The sequence below is a fragment of the Neorhizobium sp. IRS_2294 genome, assembly GCF_050500145.1.
Classification (GTDB): Bacteria; Pseudomonadota; Alphaproteobacteria; order Rhizobiales; family Rhizobiaceae; genus Neorhizobium; species Neorhizobium soli.
Map to the genome: position 1 here is coordinate 103,640 of NZ_CP191439.1, position 21,611 is coordinate 125,250.

The following is a 21,611-nucleotide window of genomic DNA, read 5'->3' on the forward strand; positions in this document are numbered from 1 at the left end:
GACCGTCAGCCTTTCTGCAGCGCGCCGCGCATCGGATGGCCCTTATAGGTTCCGAGAATGCGGACCTTTTCGGAGAAGAAGCGCAGTTCTTCCAGCGCACGCCGCACGGGGGCATCGTCCGGATGCCCCTCGATATCCGCGTAGAACTGCGTCGCCACGAACTTGCCGCCCAGCTGATAGCTTTCGAGCTTCGTCATGTTGATGCCGTTGGTGGCAAATCCACCCATCGCCTTGTAAAGCGCAGCCGGTATGTTGCGCACGTTGAACACGAAGGTGGTGACGATCACGTCGTCCGCCTCGTTGCGCTGCACCCACTTCTCGTCGCGCGACAAAACCACGAAACGGGTGACGTTGTTTTCCGTGTCCTCGACATTTTCGGCGAGGATGTCGAGCCCGTAGAGACTGGCCGCAAGCCGTGGCGCAAGGGCCGCCATCGAGCGGTCGCCCTTTTCGGAAACGAGTTTCGCAGCACCCGCCGTGTCGCCGGCAACAACGGCCTTCCAGCCATTGGCGCGGATGATCTTGCGGCACTGGCCAAGCGCGTGGATATGGCTGTGGACGGTGCGGATTTCTTCGCGTTCCACACCCGGCAACACCATCAGCTGGAACCGGATCGGCATGAAATATTCGCCGACGATATGCAGACGCGATTCCGGCAGCAGGTAGTGAATGTCGGCCACACGTCCGGCGATGGTGTTTTCGATCGGAATCATTGCGAGATCCGAATCACCGTTCTCCAGCGCCTGGAACGCATCCTCGAAGGTCGGGCAGGGCAGGGGTTCCATGTCCGGAAACATGTCCCTGGACGCCATATCGGAATTGGCGCCGAATTCACCCTGGAAGGAAATGCGGTTGGTCGAGGCATTCATGAGGCTGATCCGTTACAAACCGCGGGAGGAAAGGATGGCACGCGCCTTTTCAAGGTCGGCCGGCGTGTCGACGCCCAGCGGCACCGACGCGACGATTTCGGCATCGATGCGCATGCCGGCTTCAAGTGCCCGCAACTGCTCGAGCGATTCGCGCTTTTCGAGCACCGAAGGGCCGAGCGTCACGAATTTCTCAAGCGCAGTGCGGCGATAGGCGTAAAGCCCGATGTGGTGGTAGAGCGGGCCGTTGCCGTAAGGGGCTGTGGCGCGGGTAAAGTAGAGCGCCTTCAGCCGCGTGTCTGACAACGGCGAACCGACGATCTTGACCACGTTCGGATTGGTCTTCTCGTGCTCTTCGGTGATTTCGACGGTCAGCGTGGCAATATCCGTCTGCGGGCTGTCCAGCAGCGGTTTGAGCGAGGCGCGCACGACGTCGGCTTCCACGGTCGGCAGGTCGCCCTGCACGTTGATGACGTATTCCACCCTGCCATCGGGGTCTGCCTTGGTCAGCGCTTCAAAGATCCGATCGGAACCCGACTGGTGGTCTTCGCGGGTCATGACTACCTCGAAGCCTGCAGCTTTCACCACATCGAAAATGTCCTGATGGTCCACGGCAACGACGATGCGACCGACATTGGCCTCCTCGGCGCGCTTTGCGACCTGCACGATCATGGGCAGCCCGGCGATGTCTGCGAGCGGCTTGCCGGGAAGGCGCGTCGACGCCATTCGTGCTGGAATGAGGACGAGCGTCCGGTCGAAAGCCGTGTAAGTCATCGTAAAACCTTCCAATCCAGCCTGCGCAGTGGCAAAAAGTCTCAAGCAGAACGAGCGTATCGTGTTGCAAGGCCTCTGCAAAAGACATAGCTTCCAAACAAATTCAAGGTGCCTGCTTTGGGACGGCGGGCCGGTGAGGAGAATTTGCTGATGAATCCCTATGTAAACATGTCGGTAGGCGCATTGCTTGCCACGGTTTTCGTGATGATGTCCGTGTCGATCGCGTCGGAGGGGATTTTCCACTCGCCGTCGCCTGAGAAGGAAGGATTTGCAATCGCCGCGCTGGAAGAGCCAGCCGGCGGCGAAGCGGCTGCCGGTGGCGGTGCCGCGGAAGTTGTCCCTGTTGGTCAGCTGATGGCAGGTGCCGATGCCGCTGCCGGCGCAACGGTATTCAAGAAGTGTCAGAGCTGTCACTCCATTGAAAAGGGAGGACCGAACAAGGTGGGTCCCGATCTATGGGGTGTTGTGAACCGTCCGATCGCCAGCCATGAGGGCTTTTCCTACTCTGCTGCCATGAAGGATTTCTCCAAGGGCGGCGCGGAGACCTGGACGTTCGATCACCTCAACCACTTCCTCGTTGCGCCCAAGGCCTACGTGAAGGGGACAGCGATGGGCTTTGCCGGATTGAAGAACGACAAGGAACGCGGCAACCTGCTTGCTTATATCCGCGAACAGTCTGATAGCCCTGCGCCACTGCCTGAACCCGGCGCTGCACCCGCTCCCGCCCCGACGAACTGATCCCACCCGGCGGCAGACATTCCGATCACGACAGCAGCCAACCCCAGAAGCTTACGGTGATAAGGCCGAACGCTGTCGTGATGCTGATGGTCGAGGCCGCAAGGCTTTGTCCGGACCTGAACCGCTGGGCAATCAGCCAGGCATTGATGCCCGTTGGAACAGACGAGGTCAAAACCAGAGCGGCCGCCCAGTCCCGCGGCAGCCCGATCGCATGGCTTGTGGCGAACACGATCGCCGGCATCAGGGTAAGCTTCAGGACTGCAACGGCCGTGGCGAGATTGATATCGCCACGGATCGGATAACGGGTCAGCGCCATGCCGATTGAAATCAGCGCCACCGGCCCGGCTGAGGCGGCGATCTGGTTGACGACAGGCAGCACGGACGTGGGGATCGAGAAGCCCAGAAGATTGAACGGTATCCCGATCGCGATCGCGATCACGAGCGGATTGCGGACCAGGTTGCTGGCGACCTGCCGCAGAACCACGGAAAGCGTGCGCTTCTGTGTGCCGTCGACCCGCGCAGTTGCCCCCTCCATCAGGATCGAGCCGGCGATCATCATGATCGGCAGATGGATGGCGAGCAGGATCGAGACGGCAAGAAGCCCTTCCTTGCCGACCATGTGATCGATCAACGGCAGGCCGATGAAGATGTTGTTGGCAAACGCACTCGACATGCCCGCGATGACGCCGACCTTGGCATCCCGTGCGAAGAACCGCGTGGCCATCAGATGCCCGGTCGTCCATGTGACGGCAACGGCAATGAAATAAGCGCTCCACAGCCCGAAGGGAGAGACGCCGCCAAAATGGGCGTCCGCAACCGTCCGGAAGATCAGCATCGGAACCGCGATCTTGAAGACGTATTCCCCCAGCGCGTCACCGGTTTCGGCCTTCAAAAGCCCGGTTTTGGCGGCGAGCCAGCCCATCAGGATCAGGACGAAGACGGGCAGCACATTGGCGAAGACTGACGACACGGACGCGGCTTTCGGAGGAGACTGTTATCTGCGTCTAGCGCAGATCTGGCTGAACGACAAATGCGTCGGGCGCAAACCCGTTGCAGGCGAAAGCCGAAAACAGAAAAGCGGGGCTTGATCCCCGCTTCCTTCCCCGGTCCAGCCAGGGGTGTCCAAACGCTTCGTCGCCAGTTCATCCGTGGTCGACATCAGCAATCGGATGATCGTTATCTAGCGGCTCACCATGACGGGAGAATGACAGCTGCGGATTTTTGGAGCCTTAGTGCCGACAGCGTTTTTTGCTTCCAATCACGGCTAAAGGCGAATACCCGTTCTCTCATCCATTCATTCGAAAGAGGATCAGAGCCGGATGCCGAAATTCGACGTGCTAACCATCGGCAATGCCATCGTGGACATCCTCGCGCGCGGCGACGATCAATTCCTCGGCGACAACGCGATCATCAAGGGTGCGATGAACCTGATCAATGCCGAGCGCGCCGAACTTCTCTACTCGAAGATGGGTCCTGCGGTCGAAGCCTCAGGCGGTTCCGCCGGCAACACAGCGGCCGGCGTTGCCAGTCTCGGCGGCAGGGCTGCCTACTTCGGCAAGGTCGCCAACGATCAGCTCGGCACCATTTTCCAGCATGATATCCGTGCCCAGGGTGTCCACTACGAAACAAAGCCTGACGGTGTTCATCCACCGACCGCCCGTTCGATGATTTTCGTGACGCCGGATGGCGAGCGTTCGATGAACACCTATCTCGGCGCCTGCGTCGAACTCGGTCCTGAACATGTCGAGGAAGACGTGGTGGCCGAATCGAAAGTGACCTATTTCGAAGGTTACTTGTGGGATCCGCCGCGCGCCAAGGATGCGATCCGCGAAGCAGCCCGCATCGCCCATGCGCATGGTCGTGAAGTCTCGATGACGCTGTCGGATCCGTTCTGCGTCGGCCGCTACCGCGAGGAATTCCTGGAGCTGATGAAATCCGGCACCGTGGATATCGTCTTTGCCAACAAGCAGGAACTTCTGTCGCTCTACGAGACGGACGATTTCGAGCTCGCCCTCGGCAAGATCGCTCACGATTGCAAGCTGGCGGCCATCACGCTGAGCGAGGAAGGTGCGGTTCTCGTGCGTGGCAAGGAACGGATCGCGATCCCGGCCTATGCCATCGAGGAACTCGTCGATACGACCGGTGCCGGCGATCTGTTCGCCGCCGGCTTTCTCTACGGCTATACCGCAGATCGTTCGCTTGAGGATTGCGGCAAGCTTGGCTGCCTGGTCGCGGCCATCGTCATTCAGCAGATCGGGCCGCGGCCGATGGTCTCGCTCGCGCAGGCGGCGAAGGAAAGAGGCCTTATTTAAAGGCCTCTCCCGGGTAAGCGCCCCAGATTTCCGCCTGGGCGATCCAGCCCTCTGCACCATTCGCTTCCGCATGGCACCAGTCGCCATTGCATTCGCTGATCTTGATCATCACGCCGGGCTCGAGCTTTGCAGTGAGGCCCGCGGATTGCTGCGGTTCGTTGCGCATGTTGACATAGATGTCCTTGCCCTTGCCGCGCATCCACGGCGCTGCAACGGCCGTGCGCTCGCCCGATAGCAGGGCCTGGTTGACCCAGCCCTCCGTGCCCTCGGCATCGCGAACACGGCGCCAGTTGTCGTATTCCTGGATGATTTCCATCGGGGTTCCCGACTTCATGTACATCCATGACACCGCATAATCCGTGCTCGGACCGATGCGGATGTTCACCTTTCTCGATTTCAGGCTGACGAAACGGGGAAGCGGCAGACCGCTTGCGCCCTTGGCAACGCCCTGTGCAAGTGCGCCGTCGGCGCCGGAAAGGCAGGTGAGGAGCCCGATCGAGGCTGCAAGGAAGGATGTAAAGAATGTTCTGCGCATGAATCTCATTCCGGCTGAAATTCCACAAGCGTTCCTGTCCATGCGAGGTTTTGTTTGTCTTCGCCGACGGGTCTGTTAAGAAAACGCCCTGGATGCCTCCGACTATTGCGCACCTTGGTTAAGGACGTCCTAATGGCAGCTGATTGCAATGCGGCTTTGAAACCATGACAGCGAAGAAAAAACCCCAGGTTTACATCACTCGCAAACTTCCGGACGCCGTTGAAACGCGCATGCGCGAGCTTTTCGACGCAGAGCTCAATATCGACGATTGTCCCCGTTCGCGCGAAGAGCTTATCGCTGCTATGAAGACCGCCGATGTGCTGGTACCGACGGTTACCGATAGGATCGACGCAGGGCTGATCGCGGAAGCAGGCCCGCAGCTGAAGCTGATCGCCAGTTTTTCCAACGGTACCGATCATATCGATGTGGATGCGGCCGCCAAGAAGGGGATCACGGTCACCAACACGCCGAACGTCCTGACCGAAGACACGGCCGATATGACCTTGGCGCTGATCCTCGCCGTCAACCGACGTCTGGCGGAAGGCTCGCGGATCCTCACCGACAAGCCCGGTGACTGGGAGGGCTGGAGCCCGACCTGGATGCTCGGCCGGCGGATCTGGGGCAAGCGTATCGGCATCGTCGGCATGGGCCGCATCGGCAGTGCCGTGGCGCGCCGGGCCAAGGCCTTCGGCCTCGCCATCCATTATCACAATCGCAAACCGGTCAGCCCGGCCACCGAGGAAGAGCTCGAGGCGACCTATTGGGACAGCCTCGATCAGATGCTTGCGCGCGTCGATATCGTCTCGATCAACTGCCCGTCGACGCCGGCGACCTTCCACCTTCTCTCGGCCCGCCGGCTGGCCTTGCTGCAGCCTGGGTCGATCATCGTCAACACCGCCCGCGGCGATATTATCGATGAGGTCGCGATGGTGCAGCTTCTGCGTGACGGAAAAATTGCCGGCGCAGGTCTCGACGTCTATCAGAACGAACCGGCCGTCAATCCGAAGCTGGTCAAGCTTGCGCGCGAAGGGCGTGTGGTTCTGCTGCCGCATATGGGCTCGGCAACGATCGAAGGTCGCATCGACATGGGCGACAAGGTGATCATCAATATCCGCACGTATTTCGATGGCCATCGCCCACCGAACCGGGTTCTGCCCGGCCGGAACTAGGTTGTCTGCGAAAGCCGCTTCCGCATCTCGATCGATGTCGTTCTGGCATAGCCCGCATGGGCATTCTCGGCCGTCTTCACGAAGCCCCACCTCGCGAAGGTCGTGTGATTGCCGGTAAGCTCGATGCGGGTCTCCAGCCTGAGCGCAGGCAGGCCTCTTTGCCGCGCGATATCCTCCGCCACGGAAAGCAGATGCCGGCCGATGCCTCGGCTCTGGAACGCAGGCGATATCGCCAGCTTGCCCACATAGAGACATCCGGGTTCAGGCTTCAGAAACACGCAACCTGCAAGCTGTCCCTCTTCCACCGCGACGAACGCAATCTCGTCGCGCGCCTTCTGCTCAAGCGACACAAGCGTGAGCCGGTGGGCAGAGGAGGGCGGATCGATCACCCCGTCCATATAGGCAAAGGATGACATGATCAGCGTCAGCAGGTCTTCCCAGCCGGTGAAACTCTCGTCGATGCGAACGATCTCAGTCATTCGGTAGCCGTCCGTTTCGCACGGCGCTTGTACTTGATCACATCGAACCGCGTTGCAAGTCCATCGTAGAGCAACAGGCGCCTAACCAGCGGTTCGCCAATCCCTGTCACCAACTTGATCGCTTCCATCGCCATCAGCGTCCCGATCACGCCGGTCAACGCACCAACCACGCCAGTCTCCGCGCAGGCGGGGATGAGGCCTTCCGGCGGCTGCTCGGGGAAGAGGTCGCGGTAGGTGGGGTTGAGATCTCCGTCCTCGCCGGCCTCGTAAGGTTTCAGCACCGTCAACGATCCGTCGAAGCGCCCGACCGCACCCGTCACCAAGGGGATGCGGGCCGCTTCCGCCGCGTCCGCTGCTGCATAGCGCGTGTCGAAATTGTCCGAGCCGTCGATCAGCAGGCGGAAACGGGAGAGATGCATCTGAGCCCATTCGGCGGAGAAGCGCTCCTCGAAATCCATCACCCGCGTATTCGGGTTCAACCGGGCGATCGCCTCTCGGGCACTCCGTGTCTTCATCTCGCCGATCGTGCCGGTATCGTGGATCACCTGTCGCTGCAGGTTGGAGAGCGAAACGCGGTCGTCGTCGACGATGCCGATCGTGCCAACGCCGGCCGCTGCGAGATATTCGAGAATGGGCGCCCCAAGACCGCCCGCACCGATCACCAGCACACGTGCGCTCTTGAGCTTCTGCTGGCCCTGACCGCCGATCTCCGGCAGCAGGATATGGCGGCGATAGCGCTCGATTTCATCTGGGCGGAGCGTGTCCGAATTCTGGTTTTCCATCATGGGATCATAGCACCGCAGAAATCGAGTGTAAGCAGGTTCAGCGGGTTATGCCGCCATGGGAAACTGTCAGGAACTGCGCCCGATCGGCAAGCGCTGCAAACATGTGGCGATCGGTGCCGGTCATGAAGGCCTGCCCGCCCAGTCCATGCACGAGATCGAACAATGTCGCGCGCCGTCCCTCGTCCAGATGTGCTGCAATTTCGTCCAGAAGCAGGATTGGCGCATGGCCGGTCATATCCGCCGTCAGGCGGGCGTGGGCAAGCACGAGCCCGATCAGCAGGGCTTTCTGCTCCCCGGTCGAGCAGCGCGAAGCCTCAATGTCCTTCTCGCGGTGACGAACGGTTAGGTCTACACGGTGCGGACCATCCAGTGTTCGTCCCGCTGCAGCGTCGCGGCCACGCCCTGACGCGAGCATGGCGAGATATTCATCTTCGAGGTCCGCCGCGGGCCGATCCATGGCACCGTCCAGAAACCCTTCCAGCGAAAGCTCTGGCGTTGGAAACGGCGTGTCGCCGAGATTGGCAGACAGCGTCTTCAGCAGTCCCAGCATCTCGTGCCGGGCCGCCGCCATGGATATGCCGAGACCCGCCATCTGCGCCTCGATTGCGGAAAGCCACGCAGGGTCGAACCGTCCTTCGGACAGCAACCGGTTGCGGCTGCGCATGGCACGTTCGAAATCGCCCGCCCGCCGGCCGTGACCTGCATCGAGCGAGAGAACCAGTCGGTCGAGAAAGCGGCGGCGGTCGGCCGAGGGGCCGGTGAACAGGCCGTCCATCGCCGGCGTCAGCCACAGGGCACGAAGATGGTCGGAAAGTTCCTCCGTCGATTTTGCCGGCGTGCCGTTGATGCGGAGCTTACGGCTGACACCGTCGCCGTCATTCGCTTCGATGCCGGTGCCGAGCGAAACCTCGCCCTCCATCCCGTCCACATCCGCAAAGACGCTGAAACCTGCGGCAGCGCCGACGCGCGTGACATCGCTCAGCACGGCGCGGCGCAGGCCACGGCCGGGAGACAGGAAGGACACGGCTTCGAGAAGGTTGGTCTTGCCTGCACCGTTCTCGCCGGTCAGGACGACATGCCGGCCGTCGAGATCGAGCGAAGCCTGGGTGTAATTTCGAAAGTCGGTCAGCTTCAACCGGGAAAGGAAGGTCTTTTGCGCCATCTTGTATCGCGTTGTTTCCACGTAGGAGCTAAGGACTTCGCGCCAAGAAGGCAAGCGCAGGTCTGTAACTGACATCACCCTTGGCGAGTTGCAGGCCGTGCCCGCCGTTTTCTTCCCGTTCCAAACGCTGTAGTCTCGGAGAAAGCCTCAGCCGGAAGGATCCGGCGAATGCCCGAAATCGAGTGCGAGTGAATAGTGTGACCGAAGACGATCGAATTTTGAAGCTGGAGGAATTGGCGGCGCATCAGGCCAAGGTCATCGAGGAACTGTCCGACCAGCTTGCCGAACAGTGGAAGGTCGTCGAGCAGACCCGCGCGAAGCTCGACCGGCTGACCGTACGCTTTCTGTCCCTCGAGGAAACCTCGCTTGAAGCGCCGGCCAACACCAGGCCGCCACACTACTGACCGTCACGCGGCGGCGCGGGCAAAGCGCCTCAAGGCCACATATTCCCAGATTGCGACGGCCAGAAGCGAACCCGTCGCAAGCATCTGGATGTGGACGGTTGTCAGGCTTGCAACAAGCAGAAAGCAGGCAACAAGGACGGCAATGCCGGCACAATGCGACCATGGCACATGCTTTGTCGAATGCGTCTTTACCCAGATCATGCCGCTTAAGAACAGGATCGGACCGCCTAGAAGCGCGAAAGCCTGAGCAAGCGTCGCATGCTCGTGCGCATGCGACAGGGCGAAGTCTTCACCGACTGCAGTAAGGATGATGCCAGCGATAATCGGCAGATGACCGTAGGTGAAAAGATGATTCGCGGTCGCCTGTGGCTCTGAACTTTCTTCCGCCTTGTCGGCTGCCTTTTCCTGCCCGTCATGGAAGTAGATCCACCACATCAGCACGGTCGAAAGGAAGGCTACAAACAGCACGAGTGGCGTCAAGCTGCTTTCCAGATGACTGGACGCATTCTTGCCCGTGGTGAGGATCGTTTCTCCAAGCGCGATGATGACGAACAGCGCGCAACGTTCGGCCATATGCTCGCCGTTGATGTCAAGCGTTTCCCCAGGTGCGGCACCTAGCCCGGGCACCCGGTACCGTAAGATCGGTGCGATATATTCGATCGCCAGCGCAGCGATCCAGAAATACACCCGGACGGACTGTTCACCGAGGCCGCCGGCGATCCACAAGGCGCTTGAAACCGAAAGCCAGACGGTAATCCGCTGGAAGGTGACATAGGAGGCCCGATCGGCGTGCCGGAAGGCGTAGAGCGCAAACAGCGATCGGATGATCTGCATGGCCGAATAGGCGAGCGCGAAGGTCAGGCCCATGTCCTGAAACGCCCTCGGCAGGGCAATTGCCAGAATGACGCCGAGAAACATCAGGCCGAACAGCAGGATCCGCACCGGCTCTATTTCGGCATCGAGAAGATTGGTGACCCAGGTCGTGTGGATCCAGACCCACCAGAGCGCGAAGATGAAAATCAGCGCTTCGGCGGCGATCCCGAGCGAGAAATCCGCGGCCAGCGTTTCCGACAACTGGATGAAGGCGAAGACGAAGACCAGGTCGAAGAACAGTTCCGGGAAGTTGGCCTTGGTCGCCTGCTTGTCGTCTTTGCGAAGCCAGTAGTGTTTACCGTCCGTCATGTCTGGTCTCGATTGTTTCAGTCCCGCAACTACAGAGCGGGCTTGTTCAGCTCTATAATAATGGCTGGGCAGATTGCGGTGTCTATAAGGGTTTTAACGAAGAAAAACGCCGGCGCAGGGCCGGCGTTTTGCAATCTTCGTCGTTGCGACAGCCATCAGGTGTCGAAGAATTCCTTCATCCGGGCAAAGAAGCCCGTCGATTCCGGATTGTTCTCCTTGGACGAGATGTCCTCGAACTCCTGCAGCAGCTCGCGCTGGCGCTTGGTCAGCTTCTGCGGCGTCTCGATCTGGATCTGAATGTAGAGATCGCCCGTCTGTGAAGACCGCAACACCGGCATTCCCTTGCCCTTGAGGCGGAACTGCTTGCCGGCCTGTGTGCCCTCAGGAACGGTCACACGTGACTTCGATCCATCCAGCGTCCCGACATCGAACGTGCCGCCAAGCGCTGCCGTCGTCATGGAGATCGGCACGGCGCAGTAGAGATCGGCGCCATCACGCTGGAAGAACTCGTGCGGTCGGACCGACAGGAAGATGTAGAGATCCCCGGTTGGGCCACCGCGCGCACCGGCTTCGCCTTCGCCCTGCAGACGAATGCGCGTGCCGTCTTCGATGCCCGATGGAATGTTTACCGACAGCGAACGCTCTTCGGTGACGCGACCCTGGCCGTGGCACTTGGTGCACGGATCGGTGATGGTCTGTCCGCGGCCATGACAGGTCGGGCAGGTCCGTTCGACCGAGAAGAAGCCCTGGGATGCACGGACGCGCCCGGACCCCTGGCAGGTGCCGCAGGTCTTCGGCTGGGTGCCGGGCTTGGCGCCCGAACCCGAACAGACGTCACAGGTGATCGAGGACGGAACCCGGATCTGCGCCGTCTTGCCGGCATAGGCCTCGTCGAGGGTGATCTCCATATTGTAGCGAAGATCGGCGCCACGTTCGCGACCGCCGGAGGACCGGCGCGCACGGCCGCCGCCCATCATGTCGCCGAAAATGTCTTCGAAAATGTCGGAGAAGCCACCTGCTCCTGCGCCGCCGGAGAAGCCGCCACCGCCGCCGCCCATGCCACCCTGTTCGAAGGCAGCATGACCGAAGCGATCGTAGGCCGCGCGCTTCTGGGGATCCTTCAGCGTCTCGTAAGCTTCGCCGATCTCCTTGAATTTCTTCTCAGCTTCCGAATCGCCGGGGTTCTTGTCGGGATGGTATTTCATCGCAAGCTTACGGAAGGCGCTTTTCAGCTCCTTCTCGTCAGCGGATTTGCCGACACCCAGCGTTTCGTAAAAATCTGCTTTAGCCATAAGCGGTAACCGGCTCCAGAAAGGGTTCCGGCTGCACGATGGCAGCCGGATATCTTAGTCGACTATCTAGCGGTATCCGTCAACGGAACCAGACTTAGGCCGACTTCTTGTCGTCCTTGATTTCCTCGTAGTCGGCATCGACGACACCGTCGTCCCTGCCGGCTTCGGCAGCGCCACCATCAGCCTGCTGGGCCTCATAGATGGCCTGACCAAGCTTCATGGATGTTTCCATGAGGGTCTGGGTCTTCGCCTGGATATCGTCTGCATCAGGCTCGGGAGCCTCGACAGAAGCCTTGAGCGCGGCAATGGCATCCTCGATCGCCTTGCGGTCGGTCTCGGTTACCTTGTCGCCATATTCAGCCAGCGACTTCTCGCTGGAATGAATGAGGCTTTCGGCCTGATTCTTGGCTTCCACACCGGCACGACGCTTCTTGTCGGTTTCGGCGTTCGCCTCGGCGTCCTTGACCATCTTCTCGATGTCGGCGTCGGACAGACCACCAGATGCCTGGATGCGGATCTGCTGTTCCTTGCCGGTACCCTTGTCCTTGGCCGAAACCTGGACGATGCCGTTGGCGTCGATGTCGAACGTGACTTCGATCTGCGGCATGCCGCGCGGAGCCGGCGGCAGACCGACGAGGTCGAACTGACCGAGCAGCTTGTTGTCCTGCGCCATTTCACGCTCGCCCTGCGAAACGCGGATCGTCACGGCCGACTGGTTATCGTCGGCGGTCGAGAAGGTCTGCGACTTCTTCGTCGGGATCGTCGTGTTGCGGTCGATCAGGCGGGTAAAGACACCACCGAGCGTTTCAATGCCGAGCGACAGCGGTGTCACGTCGAGAAGGAGAACGTCCTTGACGTCGCCCTGCAGAACGCCGCCCTGGATCGCGGCGCCCATGGCAACCACTTCATCCGGGTTGACGCCCTTGTGCGGCTCCTTGCCGAACAGCTGCTTGACGACTTCCTGTACCTTCGGCATGCGGCTCATGCCGCCGACCAGAACGACTTCGTCGATTTCAGCGGCAGTCACGCCGGCATCCTTCAAGGCTGCCTTGCACGGTGCGACAGTGCGCTGGACGAGATCGTCCACCAGGCTTTCAAACTTCGAGCGGGTCAGCTTCAAGGTCAGGTGCTTCGGACCGGAAGCATCTGCCGTGATGAACGGCAGGTTGATTTCGGTCTGCTGCGACGACGACAGTTCGATCTTTGCCTTCTCGGATGCTTCCTTGAGGCGCTGCAGAGCGAGCTTGTCGTTCTTCAGGTCGATGCCGTTTTCCTTCTTGAACTCGTTTGCGAGATATTCGACGAGACGCATGTCGAAGTCTTCACCACCGAGGAAGGTGTCGCCGTTGGTCGACTTCACTTCGAAGACGCCGTCGCCGATTTCGAGAACCGAGATATCGAACGTGCCGCCGCCCAAGTCGTAAACGGCAATCGTCTTGCCTTCCTTCTTGTCGAGGCCGTAGGCAAGTGCTGCAGCCGTCGGCTCGTTGATGATGCGCAGAACTTCAAGACCCGAAATGCGGCCGGCGTCCTTGGTTGCCTGGCGCTGGGCATCGTTGAAGTATGCGGGAACCGTGATGACGGCCTGCGTGACCTTCTCGCCGAGATAGGCTTCTGCGGTTTCCTTCATCTTCTGAAGGATCATCGCGGAGATCTGGGCCGGAGAGTAGGCCTTGTCCTGAGCCTTCACCCAAGCGTCGCCGTTGTCGCCCTTGACGATGTCGAAGGGTACGAGGCCCTTGTCCTTCTCAACGGTCGGGTCTTCGTAGCGGCGGCCGATAAGGCGCTTCACTGCGAAAAGCGTATTGGTTGGGTTGGTTACAGCCTGGCGCTTGGCCGGCTGACCGACGAGACGTTCGCCGTCGTCAGAAAATGCGACCATGGACGGCGTCGTGCGCGCGCCTTCCGCATTCTCGATGACTTTGGAATCCTTGCCGTCCATGATGGCGACGCAGGAGTTGGTAGTGCCAAGGTCGATGCCAATTACTTTTGCCATATCTTCTCTCTCCTTTAAGCGAACTGTCGGAACCCCGTGAAAGGCATTCCTTTGACAGTTCCTCGACTGGGAATTTTCGCAGCACCGGCTGCTGTCATGCGGGGTATATAAGGACGGGTTTTTCGGACTGCAAGGCGGGAATTCGCCTGCATTCACGCAAAAAAATGCAATTTTCCTTCTGTCTTTCTAACGGGCTACTGGCCCATGAGGATATCGTACAGCGTCGTGCGACGCGTTTCCTGCGGCTGGTAGACTTGTCCGACGTCCGAAGGCGGCATCGGACGGCCGCCGACATCGCCGGGCGGCACCGGTGCCTGGCTATCGTAAGGGGCACGATATTCGCGGTAATCTCTGTATTCTCCGGGTTGCGCCCGGTTGGCAGAACCGCCTTCGCGATACTGTCGCGGCGGCGGTCTGTTGTCATAAACCGTCCCGGTGTTGCAGACCGCGTTGTCACCATAGGCGCAATCGGGCTGGCCCGGGGGGGCAGGCTGGACTTGCTGGCGCGTCGCGGGCGGAGGCCTGCGTGCCGGCTGTTCGAGAGAGGCTTCTCCACGAGGTGCCGCCTGCTGGACCGGCGCACGCGGAGCTGGCGGAAAATTATCCGGCGCTGGTGCTTCCCGCTGATCGCTCGCTCCCGGTATAATGCCGGAAATGATGTCGCCAATCGATGTCGATGGCGATTGTTCTTCCTCAACGGGCGGTGGCAGCTGAAGACCGCTGTTGAATCCGAACAGTGGCGTCGGGGTATAGCCCTTCATTGCCACCGTCATGTATTCCTTCCAGGCTTTTGCCGGCAGGCCGCCACCCGTCACCTTTTTCATGAAGGCGCCGTCGTCGTTGCCGAACCAGATTCCTGTCGTCATGATGCTGGTATAACCGACGAACAGCGCATCGCGGAACGACTGGGTCGTCCCGGACTTGCCGGCAACCTGCCAGCCATCGAGGCGCGCGGCCCGTCCGGTGCCGTCACGGACGACGCCCGACATCATGCTGTTCATGGCAGCGGCAACCGGCGCGCTGAGAACACGCGGCGGGTTGGTGTAGTCGGCCTCATAGAGAACCTTGCCGTCCGTATCCGCGATCCGCTTCACGATATAAGGCGTCGCCTTGTAGCCGCCGTTCATGAAGGCCGCATAGGATGAGGTGAGTTCCGTCAGCGAGACTTCCGATGTCCCGAGCGCGATCGAGGCGTTCGGCTGGATGTCGGAATCGACGCCGAGCCGATGCGCCATCGACACGACCTTTTCAGGCCCCACCGCCATCACCAGTTGAGCGGCGACGGTGTTGAGCGAATGGGCCATCGCATAGGAAAGCGGAACCGGCCCCTTGTATTCCTTCTCGTAATTCTCCGGCGTCCAGTTGCCGATGCGGACAGGCGCGTCGTTGACGATCGTGTCCGGATTGTAGCCCGCTTCGAGAGCCGAGGCATAGACGAACGGCTTGAACGCCGAGCCTGGCTGGCGCTTGGCCTTGACGGCCCGGTTGAACTGGCTCTGCGCATAATCGCGGCCGCCCACCATTGCGCGGATGGCGCCAGTCGCATCGACGGACACAAGCGCCGCCTGCGAGGCGTTCAGCTTGCCGCCTTCCTTGGTCAGCACATCTTTCAAAGCCTTTTCGGCGGCTTCCTCAAGACGCAGATCGACGGTGGTCTCGACGACGACATCGACCTTCGGCTCCCCGATCAGACGCTTGACCTCATCGACCACCATGTCTGCGGCATAGTGCTGGGCGCCGTTCCAGGAGCTCTTGGCGTTGGAAGGAGGCTGCGCCATCGCGGTCTTGAGGTCGCTGTCAGTGATGTAGCCTTCTTCCCGCATCGTCCCGAGAACGACCTGTGCCCGCTCTTCGGCCGCTTTCGGATCTCTGGCAGGCGAAAGCCGCGAGGGTGCCTTCAAGAGACCCGCAAGCGTTGCCGCCTCACCGAGGTTGACGTCCCGTGCCGACTTGTTGAAGTAGCGACGCGAAGCGGCCTCGACACCATAGGCGTTCGCGCCGAAGTACACCCGGTTGAGGTACATCGCCAGGATCTGGTCCTTGGTGAATTTCGTCTCCAGCCAGAAGGACAAGAGCACTTCCTGGATCTTGCGCTCGAACGTGCGATCCGGGGAGAGGAACAGGTTCTTGGCAAGCTGCTGGGTGATCGTCGAACCGCCCTGGATCGGCTGGCCTGTCAGGTTGTTGACGAAGGCGCGCGCCAGACCCAGCGGATCGACGCCAAAATGGGAATAGAAGCGCCGATCCTCGATCGACATGACGGCCTGGGGTAGATAAGGCGACATGTCTTCCAGCGCCAGCGCCTCGCCACCGGTCGTGCCGCGGTTGGCGATCACCGACCCATCGGTCGAGGTGATCTTCATGTTTGGCGGACGGTCTGGAATGGTCCAGCTGCTGGCAGACGGCATCTGCGCGCCGTAGTAGAGAACAAGTCCACCGATGCCGATCGCTGCCCAGATCGACAGGACGACGCACCAGTAAACCAGTCGTTTCAGGGGCGCGAAGAAGCCACCATTGTCGCCACCGCGATTTGACGATGCCTTGCGCGAAGACCTGTCGCGGTCGTTGGACGGGTCGGACTGCTTGCGTGTCTTGCGGGGCGGGAGATCGTCGTACTCGTCATCGGCCTTCTGCGCACGCCGGGTGGAGCGTCCATTGCCAATGATGCGGTCGTCCGCGTCGAGACGGAAGTCATCTTTGTCCTGCGATCCGCCAAAAGACGGTTCGACGCGTTTGTCCGATTTTCTGGCTGCCATGATGAGCCGGCATATCCCCGTTACGCGCATCCTGAATGCGCTGTTCTCACAAATTGTCGCCCGAGTTATCTCGCTGCAGTGTAAATGCGGCGATTTAAGGAGATGTAAAATCCGATCGGACGCTATTTAATATGAGTGCCGCCTAAAAAAGGCTGGATTTCTACGTAAAACAGTTGCTTTCTATATACGGTAATTTGCCTGTCGGATCGGTTTGAGTTCCACCTTGGAGGAGGGGAGTGCATGAACAGGATCGTTGAGGCTGTGGTCATCAATGGCGACCGGCGTGTTCCGGTCGGTCTCGTCAGCGTCAAGCAGGCGCTCGAGATGCCATATAACGGCGTCTTTTCCAGCGGCATGTTTGAATTCAGTCATCCGGCCTATGAGGCTGGAAAGACCGATGTGTTTCTGACGCGAGAGGCGCTGTCGAAGTTGCAGCTCATGTAGAAGCTCGGCGGCCTTGCCCGCAAACCCGCTACGGCGGCGCTGCCCAGTCGCGTCTTGCGGACGGAACTTCATTCCGGCCCGTGGATTGTCTTCGAAAGGAGATGACCATGGCGAGAAAACCACTCAATGTCGGCTTCACCGGTGATATCGACCCTGGAACGGGCGTGGCTGAAAAAGCAAAATCCACAGCCGCGAAGGTGAAGGACGAAGCGGGAATGGTCGCAGCGCATGCTGTGGATCACCCGGCCGCTACTGCATCCGTTGCTGCATCCATCGGCGTGGCGGCATTTCTACTCGGTTATCTGCTAGGCGTTTCGTCCCGGCCCCACGACAGGCGACGCTAGCTTTGACCCGCGATCCGCGTCCAGCGCTAGCCCTGCCCGATGAGCGGACCGGAACAATCATTGGTTATAGCCGTTTCCTCTAGACCTACCCTGAGACAAAGGAGGCATTCATGCCGAATCGTGACCCATTGCCAACTCCCGGCGTCGAGACTCCCCGTGGTCCCGTGGGGACTGGCGGAGTGCCCGACCGCACGCAGGAAAAGCCGCCGCTGACCCCGACGCAGGATCCGGGGGATACGAAAAACCCGCAGGATCCCACATTGGAGCCGGCTCTGATGCCGACGGGAGACCCGGCAGGCGCTGCCTGATTTGTGGTCCGATAGAAATTGATGATCTACGCCGTCCGGTGACAAGCGCGCCGGGCGGCGTGGCTCGCGATAAGGGTGTGGCTATTGTTAATAACCCCCTAAATTGCACCCGTGCGATCTTGTTATTGCTATTCAATTAGTCAGATCTCACACTGCCGGCTGCATCCACTCGTTTCCTTCGCTGAGGTTTGGAGGCTGCAAGCGGATAAGTCTTTTAGCCTGATCGCGGCTCCCAGGGGTATGGGGAGGAGCCTCGCCATCCGCACGTGAGGGGCAAATGCCAAGTCAGCTTATCCGCAAGCCGGTCAGTTCCGGCCAGCTCAACCTATTGCAGCAAGTCTTCGACGAGACCTGCTCCGAGCACCACATCGATAAAAGCAGTCCAGATGCAGAAGCACTGGCGCTCATTCTCGTCCACTCGCTTCAAAAGGGCGCCGACGAAAAAGAGAAACTGGCTGCATTGGCGGAAACTCTCGCCAAGGCGCGGTAGATTCCGGGTCGAACAGACATTCGGGCCATTCAAGGAACATATCCTGTCTTCGAAAGTTGACCGTGCTCTCGATCAACAACAGACAGGAGGCCAAAATGGCAGAATCCGTAAAGAGCCTGAAGCCAACCGAATCCCAGTCGCCATCCTTCGATCATGTGCCGAGCGAAAATTCGGCATTTAATTCCGAGATCGCCAGCCTCAAGTCCGAGATCGCCAATTTGCGTGATCTGTTGGCAGAAAAAGGCAGCGTTGCTTATGACCGCGTTGCAAGCCGCGCGTCCGATGCCGCAAGCTACGTTTCGGAAGAAGCAAATTCCGTGGCCGCCACTGTCCGCGAGCATCCTGCAGCAACCACGACCCTGATCACCCTGATTGGCGGTATCGGCTTTGCGATCGGCTATCTCGTCGCCAACGCGTCCGTCGACAGCAAGCAGGCCTGGTATCAGCGTTACATCAACGACCGCTTCTAGGAATACCTTATCCGTCTAGCCGGCCGAACTATCCGTTCGGCTGGCGCAGTCGATCCAGAAGGCCTTGGTGAGTTCTGCAAGTCGTTCCGGGTCTATCCTGATCGCAGCATTCGTTGCTCCAGCTGCGGGCACGACCTCAGGGTAATCCCTTAGCGAAAGGTCGCAATAGACCTGGAGCTCAGTCGCAAGACCAAACGGGCACACCCCTCCGATCGGATGGCCAGTTGCTGCCATGACCTCATCGCCGGACAGCATCCGCGGTTTGGCGCTGAAGACCGACCTGAACTTCTTATTGTCGATGCGACTGTTTCCCGACATTACGACCAACAGCATGACGTCGCCCGCTCGCAGGCAGATTGTCTTCGCGATCTGGTCAGGATCGACGCCATGCGCGAGTGCTGCAAGCGGAACGGTCGCCGAACTCTGTTCGGTCTCGATGATCTCGATGTCAGGCGCGTGGGTCGCGAAAAAGCTGCGTACGGATTCAAGGCTCATGGGTGCAGCATGACCGAAGCGCATCCAGCGGGCAAGTCTCGCGAGGCATGCAATTCTTGCAATGCTGCGGTGCGAAATTACGTCTGTTTTTTGTGCGTTTCCGCTGTATGTTTAAATCATCGACGGACGCACTCCTCCTCCCAGCGTCCCCGATGGGGCCGGCAACACTCCTCCTCCCAGTTGTTGGCCAGTTTCAGAAGCCCGACGCACCTCCTCCCGCGTCGGGCTTTTCTGTTTTCTGAGGGGCTGGAGCGATGAGATATCTTAAGCGCCTGAAGCTCTCGAAAAGGCCCGCAACTCCAAGAACTTGCGTCGATGTAGCGGATGCAGGGCACCACGATCGCGTCTGGATCGATCGATTTGCGCCCGGTCCTGCAGGCTTGACGCCAAAACGGCCAGACCTTAAATCCTCTGCATCGATATTTGTTTGACAAGCCAGCACGTGGCTAAACTGCCCCGCCTGCGACGATCTTTCTTCAAATACGAAACACAAACGCCCCGGGAAATTCCGAACGGGGCAGTCGGTCATTTGCAAGAGAAAGGCATCGTTATGGCGACTGGTACTGTAAAATGGTTCAACGCAACCAAGGGCTACGGCTTCATCACCCCTGACGACGGTGGCAAGGACGTTTTCGTTCACGTCACCGCGGTCGAGCGCGCAGGCCTCGGCCAGCTGCAGGACGGTCAGAAGATCGGCTTCGAACTGACGACCGACCGCCGTTCCGGCAAGGAATCGGCTGACAGCCTCCGCGCCGTCTAAGATACCCGTTTCATTTATTTATGAAGGCCGGTCATCGACCGGCCTTTTTGCGTTCCGACGATGCCTTTCGAGCAAGGCACAGAGCGCCGTTAACCAAATATTAACCAATTAGCGAGACGATGAACATTAGAGCCAATGTCGTCGACGGCGGCTGTTTCGCATTGCATGCCCATAAGAGTGACCACGGATGTACTGGCACTTGTGATTGGGATCAGAAAGGTCGGGCTAGCCCGACCTTTTTCGTTTCGTATGAGTTGGACGTGCATCGGCAAAGGAGCTGTCTGCTGCGCCCCGCCGGTGCCCTCACTTTGCGAGGGCCGTGATGATCCGGACCCAGGACCTGATCCCCTTGTGGTAGGACTTCAGGTCATACTTCTCGTTCGGCGAGTGGATCCGGTCGTCATTGAGTCCGAAGCCGACCAGCAGACTATCCATTCCGAGCATCTTCTGGAAATCGCCGACGATCGGAATGGAGCCGCCCATGCCGATGATGACGGCTGGATTTGCCCATTCGTCCGAAAGTGCACTCTTCGCCTTGGTCAAGGCCGGTGAGTCGTATGAAAGCTGGATCGCGGGCGAGCCACCATGCGGGTGGAACTCGACGTTGCAGTCCGCCGGGATCTTGGATGTCACATAGGCGCGGAACGTGTCGCGGATCTTGTCCGGGTCCTGCGTTCCCACGAGGCGGAACGAAATCTTTGCCGAAGCCTTGGCCGCAATGACGGTCTTGAAGCCGTCGCCAGTGTAACCGCCCCAGATCCCATTGACCTCGCAGGTCGGTCGGGCCCAGGTCATTTCCAGAACCGAACGGCCCTTTTCGCCGGCCGGCTCTGAGAGCCCGATTTCGCCGAGGAACTTTTCGGCCGAGCGACCAAGCGTTTCCCAGCTTGCCTTGATGTTTTCAGGCGTTTCCTCGACGCCGTCGTAGAAACCCTCAAGGGTGATACGGCCCGTGTCGTCGCGAAGGCCGGCGATGATGCCGGTGAGAATGTGGATCGGGTTTGCGGCGGCACCGCCGTAAAGACCAGAATGCAGGTCGCGATCGGCAGCGGTGACAGTGATCTCTTCGCCGACCAGGCCGCGAAGTGCGGCAGCGATTGCCGGTGTGTCGGTGTCCCACATGCCCGTATCGCAGACCAGGGCGAAGTCGGCGTTGAGCTCTTCGGCATTGGCTTCGAGGAAAGGCTTAAGCGACGGCGAACCGGATTCTTCCTCGCCCTCAAACAGAATGGTGATGCGGATCGGCAGCGCACCATGCACGTCCTTGTAGGCGCGGCAGGCTTCGACGAAGGTCAGCAACTGGCCCTTGTCGTCGGATGTCCCGCGTCCGGTCATGATCTTGCGGCCACCCGGGAGCTCCTTCAGCTTCGGATCGAAGGGATCGTCTTCCCAAAGCTCGATCGGATCGACCGGCTGCACGTCGTAGTGACCGTAGAACAGAACGTGCGGCGCATCCGGCGTTGCTCCCGCGTGATGACCGACCACCATCGGATGACCGGGGGTGTCCCGCAAGGATGCTTCGAAGCCCAGCGTCGTCAATTCCTCGACAAGCCACTCAGCCGCCTTGCGGCAATCGTCCTTGAAGGCCGGATCAGTCGAGATCGACTTGATGCGCACGAGATCGAACATCCGATCGATGCTGGCGCTGAGGTTCTGATCGGCACGGTCAAGAACGGGGGAAAGTTCGGTCATAACAATATCCTGTGTGTGGATGCTCGGCGCCGCTGTAGACGTGGCTTGCGACGCTCGTTCCGGAAACTAGCAAGCCTTTATGTCACCGTACAATGGAAAAGGCTGATTGGTGCAGGACAACTAGCGGGCAGTAACGTCGACTGCAACCTTGCACTGAC

At 59.9% G+C, this 21,611-nt stretch carries 23 protein-coding genes; 10 read left to right on the top strand and 13 right to left on the bottom strand.

The window, feature by feature from the left end; translation table 11 throughout:
- Positions 1 to 5 precede the first annotated feature (5 nt).
- Both ACQY1K_RS00495 and ACQY1K_RS00500 read right to left on the bottom strand, forming a co-directional pair.
- Positions 6 to 869, bottom strand: coding sequence for a prephenate dehydratase (locus ACQY1K_RS00495; RefSeq protein WP_062454192.1), 864 nt, complete (start codon positions 867 to 869; stop codon positions 6 to 8).
- A 12-nt stretch (positions 870 to 881) separates the two neighbouring features.
- Positions 882 to 1,640: a 3-deoxy-manno-octulosonate cytidylyltransferase gene (locus ACQY1K_RS00500; protein WP_092663973.1), complete on the bottom strand. Its 759-nt coding sequence runs from the start codon at positions 1,638 to 1,640 to the stop codon at positions 882 to 884.
- 150 nt (positions 1,641 to 1,790) lie between these two features.
- On the opposite strand from ACQY1K_RS00500, the gene ACQY1K_RS00505 reads away from it, so the two are divergent.
- Positions 1,791 to 2,378 carry a c-type cytochrome gene (locus ACQY1K_RS00505; protein WP_062454190.1) on the top strand — a complete coding sequence of 196 codons (588 nt, stop codon included), beginning with the start codon at positions 1,791 to 1,793 and terminating at the stop codon, positions 2,376 to 2,378.
- Positions 2,379 to 2,403: 25 nt separating this feature from the next.
- Here the strand turns inward: ACQY1K_RS00505 and ACQY1K_RS00510 are convergent, their stop codons facing one another.
- Entirely contained in the window at positions 2,404 to 3,348 is a 945-nt protein-coding gene (locus tag ACQY1K_RS00510; protein ID WP_325263721.1) for an AEC family transporter, read from the bottom strand.
- A 349-nt stretch (positions 3,349 to 3,697) separates the two neighbouring features.
- On the opposite strand from ACQY1K_RS00510, the gene ACQY1K_RS00515 reads away from it, so the two are divergent.
- A complete protein-coding gene (locus tag ACQY1K_RS00515; protein WP_430258018.1) occupies positions 3,698 to 4,690 on the top strand; it encodes an adenosine kinase in 993 nt (330 codons plus the stop codon).
- Here ACQY1K_RS00515 and ACQY1K_RS00520 read toward each other — a convergent pair.
- Positions 4,683 to 5,225, bottom strand: a complete 543-nt coding sequence (locus ACQY1K_RS00520; protein WP_062454187.1) for an SH3 domain-containing protein — start codon at positions 5,223 to 5,225, stop codon at positions 4,683 to 4,685. The genes ACQY1K_RS00515 and ACQY1K_RS00520 overlap by 8 nt on opposite strands.
- 164 nt (positions 5,226 to 5,389) lie before the next feature.
- On the opposite strand from ACQY1K_RS00520, the gene ACQY1K_RS00525 reads away from it, so the two are divergent.
- Positions 5,390 to 6,394, top strand: a complete 1,005-nt coding sequence (locus ACQY1K_RS00525; RefSeq protein ID WP_062454186.1) for a 2-hydroxyacid dehydrogenase — start codon at positions 5,390 to 5,392, stop codon at positions 6,392 to 6,394.
- Here ACQY1K_RS00525 and ACQY1K_RS00530 read toward each other — a convergent pair.
- Genes ACQY1K_RS00530 through recF form a run of 3 tightly spaced genes read right to left on the bottom strand, consistent with a single transcriptional unit; the run spans position 6,391 to position 8,820 of the window.
- Positions 6,391 to 6,873, bottom strand: coding sequence for a GNAT family N-acetyltransferase (locus ACQY1K_RS00530; RefSeq protein ID WP_062454185.1), 483 nt, complete (start codon positions 6,871 to 6,873; stop codon positions 6,391 to 6,393). The two genes, ACQY1K_RS00525 and ACQY1K_RS00530, sit on opposite strands and share 4 nt — an antisense overlap.
- Positions 6,870 to 7,658, bottom strand: a complete 789-nt coding sequence (gene moeB, locus ACQY1K_RS00535) for a molybdopterin-synthase adenylyltransferase MoeB (protein ID WP_156461793.1) — start codon at positions 7,656 to 7,658, stop codon at positions 6,870 to 6,872. Before moeB ends, ACQY1K_RS00530 begins: the two co-directional genes overlap by 4 nt.
- Before the next feature lie 37 nt (positions 7,659 to 7,695).
- On the bottom strand, positions 7,696 to 8,820 hold the full coding sequence (recF, locus tag ACQY1K_RS00540; RefSeq protein ID WP_062578603.1) for a DNA replication/repair protein RecF: 1,125 nt from the start codon (positions 8,818 to 8,820) through the stop codon (positions 7,696 to 7,698).
- 188 nt (positions 8,821 to 9,008) lie between these two features.
- Here recF and ACQY1K_RS00545 point away from each other — a divergent pair, with 188 nt between their 5' ends.
- Positions 9,009 to 9,224, top strand: coding sequence for a SlyX family protein (locus ACQY1K_RS00545; RefSeq protein WP_430258019.1), 216 nt, complete (start codon positions 9,009 to 9,011; stop codon positions 9,222 to 9,224).
- Positions 9,225 to 9,227: 3 nt separating this feature from the next.
- Here the strand turns inward: ACQY1K_RS00545 and ACQY1K_RS00550 are convergent, their stop codons facing one another.
- The 4 genes from ACQY1K_RS00550 to ACQY1K_RS00565 all read right to left on the bottom strand — a co-directional run bounded on the left by ACQY1K_RS00550 (position 9,228) and on the right by ACQY1K_RS00565 (position 16,450).
- On the bottom strand, positions 9,228 to 10,406 hold the full coding sequence (locus tag ACQY1K_RS00550) for a low temperature requirement protein A (protein WP_430258020.1): 1,179 nt from the start codon (positions 10,404 to 10,406) through the stop codon (positions 9,228 to 9,230).
- A gap of 155 nt (positions 10,407 to 10,561) precedes the next feature.
- Positions 10,562 to 11,698, bottom strand: a complete 1,137-nt coding sequence (gene dnaJ, locus ACQY1K_RS00555) for a molecular chaperone DnaJ (protein WP_430258021.1) — start codon at positions 11,696 to 11,698, stop codon at positions 10,562 to 10,564.
- Between the two features lie 94 nt (positions 11,699 to 11,792).
- Positions 11,793 to 13,694 (bottom strand): molecular chaperone DnaK, encoded by a 1,902-nt coding sequence (dnaK, locus tag ACQY1K_RS00560; RefSeq protein ID WP_209902778.1) that lies wholly within the window; start codon positions 13,692 to 13,694, stop codon positions 11,793 to 11,795.
- A 194-nt stretch (positions 13,695 to 13,888) separates the two neighbouring features.
- Complete coding sequence (locus tag ACQY1K_RS00565; protein WP_430258022.1) at positions 13,889 to 16,450, bottom strand: PBP1A family penicillin-binding protein; 2,562 nt, start codon at positions 16,448 to 16,450, stop codon at positions 13,889 to 13,891.
- 240 nt (positions 16,451 to 16,690) lie between these two features.
- On the opposite strand from ACQY1K_RS00565, the gene ACQY1K_RS00570 reads away from it, so the two are divergent.
- The 5 genes from ACQY1K_RS00570 to ACQY1K_RS00590 all read left to right on the top strand — a co-directional run bounded on the left by ACQY1K_RS00570 (position 16,691) and on the right by ACQY1K_RS00590 (position 18,506).
- Positions 16,691 to 16,894 (top strand): hypothetical protein, encoded by a 204-nt coding sequence (locus ACQY1K_RS00570; RefSeq protein ID WP_430258024.1) that lies wholly within the window; start codon positions 16,691 to 16,693, stop codon positions 16,892 to 16,894.
- A gap of 107 nt (positions 16,895 to 17,001) precedes the next feature.
- Positions 17,002 to 17,238, top strand: coding sequence for a hypothetical protein (locus ACQY1K_RS00575; RefSeq protein WP_430258025.1), 237 nt, complete (start codon positions 17,002 to 17,004; stop codon positions 17,236 to 17,238).
- Positions 17,239 to 17,348: 110 nt separating this feature from the next.
- Complete coding sequence (locus ACQY1K_RS00580) at positions 17,349 to 17,546, top strand: hypothetical protein (protein WP_062454176.1); 198 nt, start codon at positions 17,349 to 17,351, stop codon at positions 17,544 to 17,546.
- Between the two features lie 277 nt (positions 17,547 to 17,823).
- Complete coding sequence (locus ACQY1K_RS00585; RefSeq protein ID WP_430258026.1) at positions 17,824 to 18,036, top strand: hypothetical protein; 213 nt, start codon at positions 17,824 to 17,826, stop codon at positions 18,034 to 18,036.
- A gap of 95 nt (positions 18,037 to 18,131) precedes the next feature.
- A complete protein-coding gene (locus tag ACQY1K_RS00590; protein ID WP_139283901.1) occupies positions 18,132 to 18,506 on the top strand; it encodes a hypothetical protein in 375 nt (124 codons plus the stop codon).
- A 15-nt stretch (positions 18,507 to 18,521) separates the two neighbouring features.
- Here ACQY1K_RS00590 and ACQY1K_RS00595 read toward each other — a convergent pair whose 3' ends face one another.
- The gene (locus ACQY1K_RS00595) at positions 18,522 to 19,001 is read right to left on the bottom strand and encodes a YbaK/EbsC family protein (protein WP_113166876.1); all 480 of its coding nucleotides are present in this window, start codon (positions 18,999 to 19,001) and stop codon (positions 18,522 to 18,524) included.
- A gap of 550 nt (positions 19,002 to 19,551) precedes the next feature.
- Between ACQY1K_RS00595 and ACQY1K_RS00600 the strand changes: the two genes are divergently transcribed.
- Entirely contained in the window at positions 19,552 to 19,761 is a 210-nt protein-coding gene (locus ACQY1K_RS00600; RefSeq protein ID WP_062454173.1) for a cold-shock protein, read from the top strand.
- Positions 19,762 to 20,064: 303 nt separating this feature from the next.
- Here ACQY1K_RS00600 and ACQY1K_RS00605 read toward each other — a convergent pair whose 3' ends face one another.
- Positions 20,065 to 21,453: a dipeptidase gene (locus tag ACQY1K_RS00605; RefSeq protein WP_430258027.1), complete on the bottom strand. Its 1,389-nt coding sequence runs from the start codon at positions 21,451 to 21,453 to the stop codon at positions 20,065 to 20,067.
- Positions 21,454 to 21,611 lie beyond the last annotated feature (158 nt).